The sequence below is a fragment of the Streptomyces sp. NPDC059166 genome (genome assembly GCF_042755185.1).
Classification (GTDB): domain Bacteria; phylum Actinomycetota; class Actinomycetes; order Streptomycetales; family Streptomycetaceae; genus Streptomyces.
In genome coordinates this window covers 1-16,731 of record NZ_JBHZCI010000025.1, presented here as the reverse complement: position 1 = coordinate 16,731, position 16,731 = coordinate 1, and the positions used below count along the sequence as shown (strand labels likewise).

Here is a 16,731-nt window from a genome sequence, read left to right as displayed (position 1 = left end):
CCCCTCCGTACGTCAGTCGCCGTCAACGGGCAGCAGACCTCCGTCCGTCTCCTCCAGCGCTCCCCGGGCGACCAGGTCGTCGATGTCCTCCGTGAGCGCGTCCCGGATATCCGAGCCGAGCCGTGCCCACCCGAAGAAGCGCGCTACTACCCTCAGCAGCTCCGCACGCTGCACACCCGGGCTCTCCTCCACCACACTGCGCAGCGCGAGCTGCCGCTCGACCGACGGCACCTGTGTGACCTTGCGGGTGAACCGCGACGTCGGAATGCGGGCGACCTCCACCTCATGACCGGGCCGGTCGTACGCGTCGCCGACAAGCAGGATCTCACCCTTGGTGACGAGCTTCCGCAGCACCCGGCGGACGCGGTCCTGGATAACCTGCCCCGAGCGTGCGAGGCCCCATGCCGAGCGGACACGGGTGAAGATCAACTCCTCGGTGACCGGGCCCTCGACCTCGATCACGCACCTGACCACGTCCCCCACCACGCCGCCCGCGTCCGGGTCCTGGAGCTCGATGCCGACACGGTTCCGTCGGCGGGCCGAGGCCTTCCGCAGCTTGTCCAGCTCGGCGTCCTCCGCCTCCTGGTACGGCCGGCTCCACGGTGCCGGGCCGTCGTCCACCGGGACGAACGTCACCGTCCGTGCCGTGGCGGCCGAGGGCGCTGCGGCGGCGGCCTCAGGCACGGTGTCGGCCTGGGCCCCCGGGGCTTCCTCGACGATCACAGGTACGGATTCCGGCTCCGGCCTGCTCCCGTGCGGGTCCTGTGCGCAGGCCGTCTCCACAGCCGCGCGCAGGCGTGCCATGGCATCCCGGCGGCTGCGGTACCAGTCCGTGCCCCAGATCCGGTGCAGCTTCCAGCCCAGATCGCTCAGAACGGATTCGCGCAGCCGGTCACGGTCGCGGGCCGCCCGGGACGAGTGGTACATCGCGCCGTCGCATTCGATGCCGAGGGCGTAGCTGCCGGGTGCGGCAGGGTGGCGTACGGCCATGTCGATGCGGAAGCCGGCGACGCCCACCTGGGGCTGAACCTCGTAGTCCCAGCCCCGCAGTACGTCGAGGACCTCCTCCTCGAACGGACTCTCGGGGGCTGCGTCCGGGGCGGCGGTCTGTGTCTGGAGGATCTGGGGGCCGTGCTGGGCGTACTGCAGGTACCGCTTGAGGTGCTGCACGCTCTTGTTGGGGCTGTCGCGCAGGTCGCCGCCGTAGAAGGAGGCGACGACCTCCATCCGGCGCCGGGCGCGGGTGACGGCGACGTTGAGCCTGCGCCAGCCGCCCTCCCTGTTGATGGGGCCGAACGACAAGCCCAGCTTGCCCTGCTGGTCGGGTCCGTAGCCGACCGACAGGATGATCACGTCGCGCTCGTCGCCCTGGACGGTCTCCAGGTTCTTGACGAAGAAGCCGTCGAGACGGTCGTCGGTGAAGAAGTGGTCGAGGTCGGGACGGGCGGTCCTGGCCTTCTGTACAGCTTCCTCGACGGCTTCGGCCTGTGCCTTCGACAGGGCGACCACGCCCAGGGTGAGTCCGGGGCGGGTGGCGAAGTGGTGCATCACCCGCTGGGCGACCCGGGCCGCCTCCAGCGGATTGTTCCTGCGGCCTCCCTTGTCGTAGACACCGTCCGCCTTGACGAACTCGACGCCGACGTCCGGGCTCTGCTCCAACGCCCCGGGGAAGGTCACCATGGGGTTTTCGTAGTAGAACTCGTGGTTGCTGAAGGCGATGAGGTTCTCGTGGCGGCTGCGGTAGTGCCACCGCAGGGGCAGGCCCTTCAGCACACCGGTCGCTTTGCAGGCGTCGAGTACCGACTCGAAATCGGCTGCTCCGTCCTCGTCCCACTCGTCGTCCCCATCGCCGCCGCCCGCGCTGAAGAACGAGGTGGGCGGCAGCTGCTTCTGGTCCCCGGCCACGATCAGGGCATCACCGCGGTAGATGGAGTTGACGGCGTCCTGGGGAAGCACCTGGGACGCCTCGTCGAAGATGACGACGTCGAAGCGGAAGTCGGAGGGAAGGAACTGGCTGACGGTCAGCGGGCTCATCATGAAGCACGGCTTGATGAGGCGGACGACTTCGCGGGTCTCACCCAACAGGCGCCGGACCGGCATGTGCCGGGTCTTCAACTGGGCCTGCCTGCGCAGTACGGCGGCCTGGCCCACCGACGTACGCCGTGGACGGCGGTCGTTGCAGGCGGCGATGACATCGGCGTGGGCCGCCTGCACCAGGTCCCGGTCCGCCGTGCGGAACCGCTCCACCAACTGGTCCCGCTCGACTGCGCGCATCGGCTTGAGCCGGGCGTCGAGTTCGAACCGGCGCTCGATCCACGCGGTGAGGACCGCACGCTCCATCGCCGCCGGGAATTCCGCTGCGGAGACATCGCGCTGCGCGAGCTGGCCGGGCAGTCCGTCCAAGCCGTATCCCTTGAGGCGGGTGAGTGCCTGGGCGCAGGAGGTCCATGCCTCGGGGCCGTACGGGTCGTCGTCCAGGCGCGACAGGTAGGTACGGGCCGCAGACAGGGACTGCTGGAGTTCGCGCCGCAGACCGCGGTCGCGGGGCGGCTGGAAATGTTCGGCGAGGGCGTCGCGCTGCCGCCGCCAGTCCTCGTGTCGTTGCGCCACGGACGGGTCGGCGGGCGCCGTCAGCATGGTGTGGGCGGCAGCCACGGTCAGGGGCGCAGAGCGGGCTCCGTCGGACGACCTTCGTACCTTCTGGGCCCAGTCGAGGGCGTCGAGTACGTCGCTGCGGTCAGTAGCGGTGCTCCGGTAGAGCTCTCCGAGCAGATCACGGTGGGCGGAGGCATGCTCCGTGAAACGTGCCGCGGCAGCCCGTGCCTGCACGACGGCCGTCACGGCTTCGCGTGCGCGGCTCAGCGTCAGATTCTCTGTCGTGTCGGCAACGCGGGCGACGGAGTGGACGAGATCGGCAGCGTCCTCGAAGGGTTCGACGTGGACGCGGAACCACCTGGCAGCTTCGTCCAGCGGCAGATGCAGGAGCTGGTTGCCTGCGGCTGACAGATGCGGCAGACGGACGTGGCTCTGCCAGATCTCCAGCTCGGAGCGGATCTGTTCGGCCTGTCGCAGGGCCTCATGAGGTGCGGGCGTGCCGTCAGTCATGCCGTCGGCGAGGCGAGCCCTACGCGCTGGGTCCGCGAGCGCGGCGGGTGCGAGCTTCTCGACGGCGCGTGTCGTCTCGATCGCGCGACGCAGCAGGTCCGAGTCGGGGTGGCCGTCTGGGGCGTACCGTCCGAGCAGTTCGACGTCCTGCTCGGACGTGCGCGCGAACTGGGTCGGGCCGACTGCTCCGGCCGACTCCGTGGCTTCCCATGCGAGGCGGAGCAGCTGACCCGTCGCCTCGTGGGCGGTGGAGTCGCCGTGGTCGTCGTCGCGGAAGCGGGACGGGTCCGTATCCAGACCCCGGTACCAAGGGCCGAGGAGCCGGCGGTGGGTCGTCTCCTCGGCAGCGAACGACTCGGTCTCGCGGCGGGCCCTGTGGGCCGCGGCAACCGCTCCACGGGCGACGGACACCGTGCGTTCGGAGGCCCCTTCCGCCCGTCGGCCGACTGCGGTCAGGGTGTCGAGGAGTGCGATGGCCTCACGCAGCGGGTCGAGATGAGCGCGCAGGCGTCGGGCTACGGAACCGAGAGGCTGCTTGATGAGCTCATCCGCGGCGGGCCGGAGACTCGGATCGTTCAACTGGGCTGTCCAGGCGCCCAGCTCATCGCGTAGTGCGGCCCCCAGGCCGAGCAGCTCCGGCGAAGGAGTGACACCGTCCGCGGTCTGAGCGGCGAGTGTGGTGCGACGGTGTGGGGTCAGGACAGCGTCCTGTGCGAGGCGGTGGACGAATTCTGCGTGTGCCACCGCCGCCCGCAGCGCGGGGACGTCGGGAAGCTCGGACGCGGCGTAGACGCCCAGCAGCTCTCGGTGGTCGCTGGTGAGCTGCTTGAGCCGGTCGTGCGCGGTGTGCCAGGCGAGGGCGGACGGCAACTTGTCGTACAGATCGCTGCGCCACGAGCCGGTGACGGTGATACCGGCGACGGCCTTGCGGTCTGCGCGGATGCCGCTGGACAGCAGACCGCCGATGCCACGGGAGCCCTCTGTCAGCCGACGGATCAGGTCGGGGAGCCCGGGTGTGCTGAGAGCCTCGTGGCGGAAGGTGTCCCGGGCGGCCCGCTCGGCGTCGGCCAGGCGGTCTGCGGCTTCCGTGATGTCAGCGACGGCATCCTGCACACGGGGCAGCACTGCGGGATCGTGCCATGCGACAGGGGCGCGGTGCGGGGCGGTGGTCAGGTCGATCAGGGCGACCAGTTCTTCGGCCCCCGCCGTGCTCCGCGGCCGGTCGAGGCCGAGCAGCACGGACGCGGACTCGGCGTGCCGCTCCGCGGATTCGAGGGTCACGGCGAGGGCTGAGAACCGGTCGAGATTCTCTGCGGCGTACCGCTGCGTGCACGAGGTGATGTCCAGTCCGGCGGGGTCCAGATCCGCGAGAGCCTGTTCCGCCGGGGACGGATCGGCGCTGAGCCCGATGGGAAGGTCGGCCCATCCGGGCCCGGCAAGCGCGGTGGCCTCCGCCCGCGCGGAGAGGACCCCGTCGCGGTGAGCGGAGAAGGCACGCAGCCGGTCGGCAATGACACGCACGGCAGCCTGGTCGGCCCTCGCCGCGCCACCGGGTTCGAACCAGGACCCCGGTGGCCGATGCCCGCTTCCGGCCAGCGCGACGATGTCACACACCTGGGTAGCCGCTTCGGCGTCGCGGGGAACGTCGAGCCCGAACCGTCGAGCCAGGTCCGAGAGATGGCCATGCGTACGGTCGAGCCCGTCAGCGGTCGACTCGAACTCCCGGGCCAGTTCGCCCGCTCGTTCTTCCGTGAGCGGGGACAGGTCGATTCCGGGAGGCACGAGACCGGCCAGCGTGCTTTCCGCTGCGCTCTTCTCCGCCGTAAGGCGCGCCGAGAGCTCCTCCCAGCGTGCACCGGCCGCGGACCTCGCGGAGGCCGCAGCACGGTTCGCCTTCCTCAGCTCAGTGAGGAAGGCGTCGACAGGGTTGTCCACCGTCTCGGCGAAGTCGGGTGTGGTCAGCCAGTGTTCTGGAACGCCGTGCCGGGACTCGATGAGCGACAGCAGACCGGTGAGCCGGACGACGCCGCTCTCGTCGCCTGCGGGAGATCCGTCAGGGCCGAGTTCGGGGTAGCGGGCCACGGCAGTGACAAGCCCTTCGAGGGCTGCCATGGCCTGGTCGAGTGCGGGTCGCGGATGCGGGGTGCCCGCGCGCAGGTCCCGCCATGGGAAGGACGGGTCTGCGACCGCCTGCCAGGCGTCAGCGATGGCCTGGGTGGCCTCGATCACCAGGTGCAGGTCCTGGCTGCTGAGGGTGGCGGCGACGAACGGCTTGTCGTCCTTCCCGCCGTCGGCCGCCGGAGTCAGGTAGGCCACGGGTGCGTCAGAAAGCCGGCCCACTCGGCCGATCACGTCGTGCAGGGTCTTGCCGAGCGGCTCGCAGACCTCGTTCATCGCGTCGGCGTAGCCGCTGAGCGCCTGGCGGGTCTCGCGGGCCAAGGCCACGGCCTGCTGCGAGAGCTGGGGTGCCTGCGGTTCCTCTTCGAGCGCCCGGCCCAGCTCCTGTGCCACCGCTCGGCGGCTGGTGTTGTGGCTGTGCAGGGCGAGCGCGTACGAGTCCAGGCCGACCGACCGGAGGCGGTCGAGCACCACGTCGAGAGCAGCGGCCTTCTCACTGACGAAGAGCACACTGCGGCCCGCATGAATGAGCCCGGCGATCATGTTAGTGATCGTCTGGCTCTTCCCGGTGCCCGGAGGGCCGTCGAGCACGAAGGACTGCCCTGCTACGGCAGCGGCCACCGCCTGACGCTGGGAGGCATCGGCATCGAGGACCAGCGGGCTGTCCTCGGGCGGGCTGAGCTGATCGATGCGGTCGAGCTCGATCTCCTCGAAGTCGAAGCGGTCGGAGGCCAGACCGGCATTCGGCCCGAGAGCCACAGCCTTGACCAGGTCGCTGGCCAGAACGCAGCTCTCGTTCTCCAGCAGGTCCTGATACATCGACTCCTTGTGGGAGGCGAACAGCGCGAGCACGACGCGGGGCGACACCTTCCAGCCGGACTTGCCCGCCACCGACTCGGTGACGGCGGCGAGTACGGCGGCGAGATCGGTCGGATCCTGCTCGGTGACGGGTGCCCAGTCGATGTGGAACTGTTCCAGCTTCACCCTGAGCGCGGGGTTGAGCCGTGGCTCCTCATCCTCGTTGAGCTCCAGGCGCATCCGCCCGTTGGACATCCGGGTGACCCGGGCGGGCACCAGGACCAGCGGGGCGTCGCTGCCCGTCTCGGCTCCGTCCTCGCGCCAGTGCAGGACACCGACGCCGAGTTGCAGCGTCCACAGACCGTAGTCGTTGAATATCTGGGTCGATCGGCTACGCAGACCGGTCAGGGCACGCTGAAGAGCCGGTCCTGTGGTCTTCTGCGTCACGATGCCGTCCGCGGAGCCGCGGATCTCAGCAAGGCGGCGTGAAGCGGTTCCGTCCTCGGCGGAGCCCGCTTCCTCGTCCTCAAGATCCTCGTCCGGAAGCGGAGCGAAGTCCCACCCACGCTCCAGGCCACGTACCAGCATCTCCGCCGGAGGCTGCGTGATCTCCAAGGTCGCAGACTTGGTGTGGCGGAAGTTGAGCAGGCGATTGCGGCCGCTCAAATCCACAAGAGAGGTCCGCCAGCCGGCGAGAACCTGCTTGAGCCGTTCCAGGTCCGTACCGCCGCCGAAAGTGCCCGGAATTGTCACTCTGTTCTCTGCTCCTCGTCCAGCTTCTCCGGGGCCGACGGAGCACACACCCCCAGGTACGTGCTGAACCCGGGACAGATACACGGCAGGTCGTGTTCTCACAGTCGCCTTGGCCGGTTTGGTCCCGCTGATCCCCCTAAGCGGAGGATTCTACGGCCGGCACTGCGTTGAGTGAAGTGCCGAATACAGCCAGGTGGGTAAGAGGCTCAGGCTCCTACGGTTGCCGCAGCCTTGAGCCCCTTCAGGAACAAGGTGTCCAGCACCGCCCACTCGGTCGCCCGGTCGACCACTTCCACCGTGCGGCCGTCGAGCGACGGCGTCTGCTTCGGGTCCTCCATCGGACACAGCCACCACAGACCGTGCGGGCTCTGTGCGGGGCGGCGCGCCGCCTGTTGCACGGTCACCAGCAGGTCGTGGCCGCCGCCGTCGAAGTAGCGGGCGAGAAGCCCCGCATTGTGGACGAACAGGACCGTTTTGTGGCCCGCCTCCTCCGCCATTTCGAGGAGGCGCTCGGACATCCGCCCGGAGACCCGCTGGACGTACGAACGCAGACCCGGTTTCAGCTCTCCGCTGCCGGTGAAAGCTGAATCCGCGCGCAGCACCTTTGACCAGTCGGTGTTCAACTCGTCGGCCAGCGCTCGGAAGATGTGCAGAAACTCCCTGTTGAAGTCCACCGGCACGACTCCGAAGTCGGCTGACACCGCGGCTGCCGCACCCGGCAGGTCCGCGCCCTTGAGGGTGAGCGCGAGGAAGCCGCCGCGCTCGGCGGACGTGGTGAGCCTGCTTCGCAGCACGGCCTGTGGATCGCGTCCGGCCGCCGCAGCTGTCCGGGCCTCGGCGACCAGCACGCTGGTACGGGTGAAGGTGGAGCTCGACCAGCGCGCTCCCTCGGCCACGGGAGGAAAGAAGCGCCTGCGAACGGTGTCGTACTCCAGCGGGAAGCCGGCTTCCTTGAGCGCGTCCTCGATCTCGATGTGCGTGGGCGCATCGGGCACCGGCACCGTCGGGAAGCGCGCCTTCACGCGGGCCACGAGTTCGCTGATCGAGATGCCTGTCTCCCGGCGCACTCCGGCGGCGGCCTGCGAGATACGCAGAGCACGGGCCAGCCCGAGAGCCTTGGGGTAGATCTCCAGCCGTGGTGACGCGGAGGCATGCCGGGCGACCACTGCGGCGAGGCTGACCAGCCGGGTGTCGGCCAGCGGAGTCATGCCGCTGGGCGCCGCCACCTCGCGCAGGGTGCGCACGACGGTGGCTCGGCCCGGCAGCGGGTCCTCGTCCGCCAGCCTGTCGGCCTCCGCGCCGAGGGCTGCCGCGTAGTCGGCAAGCTCCTGCGGGGTGGGGTCGTCCGTACCTGGCAGCGAGTCGAGTGCCAGCAGGACACGGGTCCCGCGGCGGAGCACTTCGAGGCGCGGATCATGTTCGGTGCCGCGCTGGAGCGCCTCGGCATCGGCGGCTGCGCGGACGACGGCCGTTGCCATGGCCAGGGTGCGCTCGGGGGTGTCGTCCCCGGCACCGTGCCTCACACGGAGTTCGGCAGCCGCTTCCCCGACCGTCATCACGCGTCCCGACTGAGCCAGGACCCGCACCAGTTCATCCCGGATCTGCGGGATCCAGTCGGTGGTCGCCCACTCCTCGATCGCGGCCACATGGTGGCGGGAGACTGTGGCCTGGCTGCTGCCCAGATGCTTGGCAATGGCAGTCTGCGGTGGCCATGCCCCGAGCGGGGAGAGGCCGCCGCCCTCGGCGACCGGGCTGGGCAGGCCGAGCGTGAGACGAATGATGTCGGGGCGCAGATTGCCCTTGCGAGCCGGTCCGGGTGCGAGACGTGCGGCGAGCGAGTCGACGGTCTCCGAGGCGACCAGCTGCGCGTGTTCCTGTGGACCGGCGAGCGGCGACTTCAGAGCTGCTGGCGACGGGGGTTCTACGGCCGGGCGACGCAGCATCGCCGTCCACTGCTTGTGGCGTCGGTTGAGCTCCCTACGGACCAGCGTTCCGGCGCCACGAGCGCGTGCGATGGTGTGCGGGGGTACCTCGAGCAGCTCACCGACCGTCACCGCGCCCAGACCGTTGGCCACCGAGACGGCGCGTGGGGACAGCCCCGCGGCCTCCAGGGCGGTGTCCGGTTCGGCTGCTGCGGCGGCGGTCTCCCGGGCCTCCTCCGTGGTGGTGGCGAGCGCCCCGACGGTTGCCGGAGTGGTCGCCGGCTTCGCCGAGTCCGCAGTGCGGAAGATCTGCCGCCAGGCGTCCTCCATCTGCTTGAAGGTGTCGAACCGCCGGTCGACATCCCGGTGCAGGGCACGTTGGAAGAACCCGGTGAGACCGTCACGCAGACCGGGCTCGAACAGCTCGGCGGCGACGAACAGATCGACGTCCTCGCTCATCCGGGGATCGGTCTGACCGTCCCCCCAGACGGGCCGCTCCCCCGACGCCATCTCGTGCAGGGTCACCGCCGCCGCGTACCGCTCGGCGTGATCGTCGTAGAGCGAACGGCGGGTGCTGCCGAGGAAGGGGTCGAGGTAGCCGCGCGTACCCGCCGTGATGTCGCGCTCGGAGGCGTCAGCGAGGGAGAAGTCGAACAGCAGCAGTTCCCAGGACCCGTCGTTGCGCTTGTGCAGGCCGAGGTTGTCCGGCTTGATGTCGCGGTGGCGGGCGCCCTTGGCTGCGAGCTGGTCCAGCGCGATGAAGAGGTCGTTGCCGTACCGCTCCAACTGGTCGTAGGTCAGGCGGCCTTCACCCCGGAGCCGTGCGCCGAGGGAGGACTCCCCCGCGTATTCGAGCTCCAGGACGGTGTGGCCGGCCATTTCGCGTGGCTCTTCCAGAAGCCGGATGATCCGCCCTCCGCCGACCGCCTTGAGCGCCTGGGCCTCGGCGTGCAGCCGGGCATCCTTGTCCTGGTCCAGCGCGACCTTGAAGACGCGCTCTTCGACCGTCACACGGCCGTCAGGCCCTTCTGCCTCCTCCAGTACGCGTTCGACGAGCAGCGCCCGGGCCGTGGCCCCGGTCCCCAGGACACGTCTGACCGTCCAGCCGTCGTCCAGCGGTTGTCCGGGGACCGCCGTCAGCGGGTCCGATCCGGCGGGGACCGACCGGTCGGGAACGGCGGTCTGCTGCTCGGCCTCGTCCAGCAGGTCCAGAAAGCGTTCGGCGGATGGGAGCCGGTCGACGACCTCCGCGCGTGTGGTCCGGTACACCAGGTCGTCGAGGCTGTCGGACAACCCGTCGGCCACTGCGTAGGGGTGCAGGCCACCGTCGGTGTACAGCCTCTCGATCAGCGCACTGCGCCGGTCGGCCGGGGCTTCACCCGTGAGCAGGAGATAAGCGAGCGCCCCGAGGCCGAACAGGTCCAGGTCCACCGGATCGGCGAACTCCTGCTCGGTCTCCGGCGCCAGGTAGACCTGGGCAGCGTCCTCGATGAGAGTGGCGTCGAGCGGGGTGTCGCCGATCGAGCGCATCTGCGTGGTGTCGAAGTCCCGGGCTGCGGTCTGCCAGTCGGTGATCCGCACGACGGGTTCGGAGCCGTCCTCCTTGGCCGAGACGTACACCGAGCGGGCGGCCAGCGCCCGGTGGTAGAGCGAGCGGTTGTGTGCGTAGCGGAGGGCCTCGGCAAGCTGGCGTACGAGGTCGAGCCGGACTTCCGGTGTCAGCGTGCCGCCGTAGGCGTCCAGATAGGCGTCGAGCCGCAGATCCGTGTGGCGGTGGCGGAAGAGGATCGCCGGGCCACCCTGATGTTGGCGGATCTGCACGGCCTGGGCGATACCTCGGTGGGTGATGCCCTGCAGGACCTGGTACTCGCGGCGTGCGGCACGGTCCGCGGCTCTCTTGGCGGCTTCCCCGGCCATCTGCTCGACCAGGTATATCCGTACACGCCCACCCTCCTGGACGAGCCCGTCGTCACGGGTGGCGAGACGGTCCTCCCAGCCGGGACCCGCGTCGAGGGCCCCCGGCTCGAGCTTCCAGTCCTCGCCGTAGCGGAGGTGTGCCGTGGAGTGGCTGATGCCGATCTTCTGCATCAGCTGTTCCAGCAGTTGGGCGGACTGCGGTGTGATGCGCCAGCTCTCGCGCTCCGGGGGCTTGGCGAGCAGGTCGTCCCAGATCTTGCCGAGTCCTCCGGTGGCGTCGTTGCGGCCGTAGACGTTGATCCGCTGGAATTCGTCGAGACCACTGACGAGGCCGGGCGCGTGGAGGAACACTGCCGGCTTGATGAAGGGGACCCGCTTCGGATCCACGCCCATGGAGCGGGCGGCACGCTCCAGTTGTCCCTTGAGTTCCTTACACTTCAGGTCGGTGAGGTGCAACGGGTTCTTGAGGGTGCGGACCCGGTCGGAGTGGAACTGCCAGGTGTCGCCGTGGTTCACCACACGGCCGGGGTGCCCCTTCAACTCCAGCAGATACAGCCCGCCGGGCACGGCGATGAAGAGGTCGCACTCGTTGGTGCGGCCCGAGGCGGCAGTGAAGGAGAACGTGGCCCAGGCACGGTAGGGTTCCGCCTTCGGCATGAGCTGGCGGAGGTGGTCAAGCCCGTCCTGTTCCCAGGAGAACGCGGAGCGCCGCGGCTGGAACCAACATTCCTTGCGCGGAGGGCCGGACTTCAGGGTCGAAGGCGTTTCTGCTGCCGTCACGGTCCGACCTCCGCGGTATCCATATCGCTCTGTGAAACGAACGCACAATCCCGTCCGACCCTACCTCGGGCATGACCTGCCGCCCGTCCGGTCCGCGATAACCTCGCCAGGGCGTTGATCGGCTTATCCGGCCGTGCGATAGCGCTTGTTGTGCGCCGCGCTCCCTCACCGAAGGTGTACGGGGCTGCTCGGAGGGAAAGCTACGGCCGGTGCCGAGGAGCTCACCAATCGCGGGACCGAGGCTGTGACGGCGTCTGAGCTCGCCCGGAGCGACGTCCCACCCGGTTTACTGGAGCACGGCGGGGCAGTGCGCTCGGCCAGGGCGAGGTGCGGCCGGAGGTCGCCCAAGACGGTCTGACACAGAGGTAGCCAGATCGTCGATGCCCGAACTGGGCAGACACGGGCGGCCCCTCTCCCCCCACCTCCAGCAGGATGCTCCGCTGGGCCAGCACGGCCCACCGGTGGCCACAGCTGCCGGTCAGCAGCCGGCTGCGCCGCATCGGGTTCGGCCCGCAGGAAGTTCCCCGAAGGGTGCGGAGCCGCGGAAGCGCCGACGAATTGCCGGGTCATTTCCAGGACCCCATCCACGCCCGCGCGGTTGCGTCGCCGCCGTGCCCGGTCCGGCAGGTCGTCGGCCAGTTCCCAGAGCGCGTCCGCGAGGAGCGCGTCGCGGCTGCCCACTCCCCCGACAGCAGCCTGACCAGTGACCTTAACACCGCGGGCCCCGCCGAGGACGAGCGACCGTAACGGTTCAACGGGCCAGGACCACCGTGCGCTGTGCCGAGAAGTCGCCCCACTTCCCGTCGGGGAGCTTGGGGCGGATCTTGAGCGAGTAGCGGGTGCCCGGCGGGTCGCTCAGGGTGAGCTGGTACGTCGCGCGGCCCGCGGGCGGCGTTCCGCCCCAGACGATCGTGGTGGTCAGCTTGCCGTTCAGGAACAGCTGGTAGGCGGGGATCGTGCCGCCGGTGTCCGGCTGGTCCCACGAGAGGTCGACGAGGAACTCGCCGCCCTTCACAGCCGTCGTCGTCCGCAGCCCGGTGGGCGCGGTGCTCTCGGGGGCTCCCGGTGCGGACGGGGTGGTGAGGTCCAGCGCGTCGCTGTCCGGCGAGGAGTGCTCGGCGGCGTCGCGGGCTCGGACGGTGAAGGTGTAGACGGTGCCGGGCCGCAGCCCGCCGATCCGGGCGGTGGTCGCGGATCCGGAGACGCTGTGGATCCGGGAGTCCTCCTGGTAGACGTCGTACGCCGTCACGCCCACGTCGTCGGTGGATCCGCCCCAGGTCAGGGTGACCGTCCGGGCGCTGTCCGCGGTGCCACGGAGCTTCACGGGGGTGGTCGGCGGTTTCCTGTCGTCCGGCGTGGGGGCCGGGGTGGTGAGGGAGACCCGGGCGCTCGGGGCCGAGACGTTTCCGGCGGCGTCACGGGCCCTGACGGTGAAGGTGTAGTCGGTGGACGCGGTGAGACCGTCGACGTCGATCATCAGTTTGGTGGCGGGCACGGAGACGGCCTTCTTCCCTCCCCGGTAGACGTCGTAACCGGTGATCCCCTTGTCGTCCGATGCCTGCTCCCACATCACGTGGGCGGAGGTGGCGCTGCCGGCCTGGACCGTCACGCCGGCGGGTGCCGTCGGCTTCTCCGTGTCGGCCTGCGCGGTGCCGCCGCACCCGGCGAGCGCTGCGACGAGGAGGGTGGTGGAGCAGGCCAACGCGGTGCGTGCGTGGGGGCGTTGCACGGTGATGCCTTCCATCCGACAGCAATGGTCCAGACCTATATGCCATGCGGGTGGGAGTGCCGACAAGGGGGTGGATAAGAACGTTCCGCAATGTCCGCGATGAGTTCCGGAGCCTGAACCGGTCTCAACGGTATGGAAACAGACAAGGGAACCACGACCGGCCTGGACCTGGGCCCGGCGGCACGACAGATCCATGAGCTCATCGGCTCGGTCGAGGACCGGCAGCTGTCCGGCCCGACGCCCTGCCCCGACTACTCGGTGCGGGAGCTGCTCGACCATCTCCTGGGGCTCACGACCGCCTTCCGGGACGCGGGACGCAAGGATCTCGGCGCGACCACGGACACCTCCCCGGACTCGGCCCTGCCGGTCCTGCCCGACGACTGGCGCACCTCGCTTCCGCCGCTGCTGGAGGAACTGGTCGCGGCCTGGCGTGCGCCCTCGGCCCTGGAGGGCATGACCCGGGCCGGCGGCGTCGATCTGCCCGGGCAGGTCGCGGGCATGGTCGCCCGGAACGAGCTGGTCGTGCACGGCTGGGACCTGGCCAGGTCGACGGGTCAGGAGTTCCGGGCGACGGAGGAGGACCTGCGCTCGTCCGAGGCGATGCTGTCGGGGGACGACGACCGCACCGGCGCCGACGCGATCTTCGGTCCGCCGGTCCCGGTGCCGCCCGGTGCGCCGTCGCTCGACCGGGTGATCGGCCTCAGCGGCCGCCGCCCGGACTGGCGGCCGGAGGGCTGACACGGACAGCTCGTCAGCTGGTGAAGAACTCCGTCACACGGGCGGCGACCTGACCGGGATCCGCCTCGTGCGGCCGGTGGCCGCCTCCCAGGGTCACCAGCCGGCAGTCCGGGATCAACGAGGCCATGTCCGCCAGCCGGCTCTGGTCCATGGTGCTCTCCGGCCCTCCGGCGAGGATCAGCGTGGGCGCAACGATCTGGCCGAGCCCTTCCTCGCGGCCCCGGTCCGGCGCGTCGATCTGGCCGAGGACGGCGGGTACGGCCGCTTCGTCGTAGTCGACCGGCCCTTCGTGGCCGAACCCGGTGGGCTCTTCGGGCCGGAACGGCGGCGGGGTCTCCACCAGCACCAGCCGCTCCACCCGGTCCGGGTGCTCCTCGGCGAGCAGGCAGGCCACGACGCCGCCCATGCCGTGGCCGACGACGCCTGCGCGGTCGATCTCGCAGGCGTCCAGGAACTCCAGGACGTCGTCCCGCATCTGTTCGAAGCCGTACTCGTCGGGCCAGTCGCTCTCGCCGTGGCCGCGCAGGTCGACGGCGTACACCCGCCACTCCTCGCCGAGCAGGCTCCCCGCCGCCGCCCAGTTCGCCGACGAGTCACCGAGGCCGTGCAGCAGCACGACGGGCGAGCCGAGCGACTCGCCCCAGGTCCGGTACGCCAGCCGCACATCGCCGACGTCCACAACAGACTGATCTTCCATGTCACGAACGCTACAGGCGGTCCGCGCGGTCCGGCCGCACCCCCCGGCCTGGCAGGCTTGGCGCGTGAAGCACACACGTCTCGTCCTCGCCGCTGCCGCGGCCCTCCTGCTGGCCGGCTGCTCCCCGGCCGCCTCCGGCCCGGCCGAGAAGAACCTCGACGACCCGGCGAAGAAGGACATCGCGATGCAACTGGTCTCCAGCGCGGAGAACTCCTCGCTGGACTGGAAGGCCCAGTACGGCTACATCGAGGACATCGGCGACGGCCGCGGCTGGACCGCCGGCATCATCGGCTTCTGCTCCGGCACGGGGGACCTGCTGAGAGTCGTCGAACGCTATACGGAGAAGCGCCCGGACAACGCCCTCGCCCCCTTCCTCCCGGCGCTGCGCGCGGTGAAGGGCACCGACTCGCACGAGGGCCTCGGAGACGCCTTCACGACGGCCTGGCGGAAGGCCGCGACGGACCCGGCGCTCCGTTCGGCGCAGGACGCGGAACGCGACTCCGCCTACTTCGACCCGGCGGTCGAGCGCGCCGAGGCCGACGGGCTCAGCGCGCTGGGGCAGTTCATCTACTACGACGCCTACGTGATGCACGGTTACGCGGACGCGGGCGGGACGGTCGGCTTCCGGAGCATCCGCGCCGAGGCGCTCTCCGAGGCCGACCCGCCGGCCGAGGGCGGGGACGAGGAGGAGTACCTCGACGCCTTCCTGGACGCCCGGGTCGAGGCGCTCCGCGAGGAGCCCTCGCACAGCGACACCAGCCGGGTGGAGACCGCCCAGCGCGTCTTCCTGCGGGAGGGGAAGCTGCAGCTGGAGACGCCTCTGGCCTGGCGGGTCTACGGCGAGAGCTACCGCATCGGCGGCTGAGCAAGCCCCGTCCGGCGGGCGCCCGGAGCACCCACCGGGCGGTTCGCGTACGCCGGTTCGCGCGCGTCCGGGTCCCGCATCCGTCCGGCGGCCCGCGACCCGTCCGGAGCTTGCACCGGAACCGGCGCCTCCTGTTCCATGTGGAGGCGCACCGGATGGGCGCATCGGCGCACGGACCCGCACGAAGCAGGCCCTTCCACCACGCGGGGATGTTTCGGCTGACCCGCGTCCGGACCCTGTACCACCCCGGGCGAGCCTGATAGGAAAGCTTCCTAACAGAACATCGGGCACGACGAACTCCTTCTGGAGGACCGGTGCATCACCCCCACACCCGCACCTCACGTCGCACCCCCCGGATCAGCGGGATCACCCGCGCCGCCGGACTCGCCGCCGTCGCCCTCGGGCTGACGTTCACGGCCGTTCCCGTCACCGCCCACGCCGGCGCCCCCACGCCGCCGGCCGCACACCTGGAGGCAGCCTCGACCGGTCTCGACGATCCCGCGAAGAAGGACATCGCGATGCAACTGGTCTCCAGCGCGGAGAACTCCTCGCTGGACTGGAAGGCCCAGTACGGCTACATCGAGGACATCGGCGACGGCCGCGGCTACACCGCCGGCATCATCGGCTTCTGCTCCGGCACGGGCGACATGCTCGACCTCGTGGAGCTGTACACCCAGCGCCGCCCGGACAACGTCCTCGCGGCGTACCTGCCCGCCCTGCGAGAGGTGGACGGAACCGACTCGCACGAAGGGCTCGACCCCGGCTTCGCCGGGGCATGGCGCGAGGCCGCGTCGGACAGCGCGTTCCAGCAGGCGCAGAACGACGAGCGTGACCGGGTGTACTTCGACCCCGCGGTAGCCCAGGGCAAGGCCGACGGGCTGGGCACGCTCGGCCAGTTCGCGTACTACGACGCGCTGGTGATGCACGGTGGCGGGACCGACAGCGCGGGCTTCGGGTCGATCCGGCAGCGTGCCCTGGCACAGGCGAGCACGCCCTCGCAGGGCGGCGACGAGGTGGCCTACCTCGACGCCTTCCTCGACGCGCGGGTATGGGCGATGAAGCAGGAAGAGGCCCACTCGGACACCAGCCGGGTGGACACGGCCCAGCGGGTGTTCCTCCGCGCGGGCAACCTGGACCTCGACCCGCCGCTGGACTGGCGGGTCTACGGCGACAGCTTCCACATCGGCTGACGGCCCCCCACCCCGGTGGGGGGGGGCGGGGGCCGCGGGGGGGGGCCCGGCGGCCCCCCCCCCGGGCGTCAGCCCCCGGGCCCCGCCCCGGGGGGGGGTGTATTAAAAAAAAAAAAGAC

At 70.4% G+C, this 16,731-nt stretch carries 7 protein-coding genes; 3 read left to right on the top strand and 4 right to left on the bottom strand.

The annotated features are described in order from the left end of the window. Positions 1-12: 12 nt before the first annotated feature. The 3 genes from ACFXOA_RS19800 to ACFXOA_RS19790 all read right to left on the bottom strand — a co-directional run bounded on the left by ACFXOA_RS19800 (position 13) and on the right by ACFXOA_RS19790 (position 13,137). Entirely contained in the window at positions 13-6,774 is a 6,762-nt protein-coding gene (locus ACFXOA_RS19800; protein WP_385029793.1) for a DUF3320 domain-containing protein, read from the bottom strand. Between the two features lie 206 nt (positions 6,775-6,980). Further along, positions 6,981-11,393: a BREX system serine/threonine kinase PglW gene (gene pglW / locus ACFXOA_RS19795; RefSeq protein WP_385029790.1), complete on the bottom strand. Its 4,413-nt coding sequence runs from the start codon at positions 11,391-11,393 to the stop codon at positions 6,981-6,983. 751 nt (positions 11,394-12,144) lie between these two features. Then, positions 12,145-13,137 carry a fibronectin type III domain-containing protein gene (locus ACFXOA_RS19790; protein ID WP_385029787.1) on the bottom strand — a complete coding sequence of 331 codons (993 nt, stop codon included), beginning with the start codon at positions 13,135-13,137 and terminating at the stop codon, positions 12,145-12,147. A gap of 117 nt (positions 13,138-13,254) precedes the next feature. Here ACFXOA_RS19790 and ACFXOA_RS19785 point away from each other — a divergent pair, with 117 nt between their 5' ends. Then, entirely contained in the window at positions 13,255-13,860 is a 606-nt protein-coding gene (locus tag ACFXOA_RS19785) for a TIGR03086 family metal-binding protein (protein ID WP_385029784.1), read from the top strand. Positions 13,861-13,873: 13 nt separating this feature from the next. Here ACFXOA_RS19785 and ACFXOA_RS19780 read toward each other — a convergent pair whose 3' ends face one another. Then, positions 13,874-14,557: an alpha/beta fold hydrolase gene (locus ACFXOA_RS19780; protein WP_385029781.1), complete on the bottom strand. Its 684-nt coding sequence runs from the start codon at positions 14,555-14,557 to the stop codon at positions 13,874-13,876. A 64-nt stretch (positions 14,558-14,621) separates the two neighbouring features. Here ACFXOA_RS19780 and ACFXOA_RS19775 point away from each other — a divergent pair, with 64 nt between their 5' ends. Together ACFXOA_RS19775 and ACFXOA_RS19770 are read left to right on the top strand one after the other, a co-directional pair. Then, a complete protein-coding gene (locus ACFXOA_RS19775; protein WP_385029778.1) occupies positions 14,622-15,422 on the top strand; it encodes a chitosanase in 801 nt (266 codons plus the stop codon). Between the two features lie 314 nt (positions 15,423-15,736). Then, positions 15,737-16,612: a chitosanase gene (locus ACFXOA_RS19770; RefSeq protein ID WP_385029775.1), complete on the top strand. Its 876-nt coding sequence runs from the start codon at positions 15,737-15,739 to the stop codon at positions 16,610-16,612. Positions 16,613-16,731: the final 119 nt, after the last annotated feature.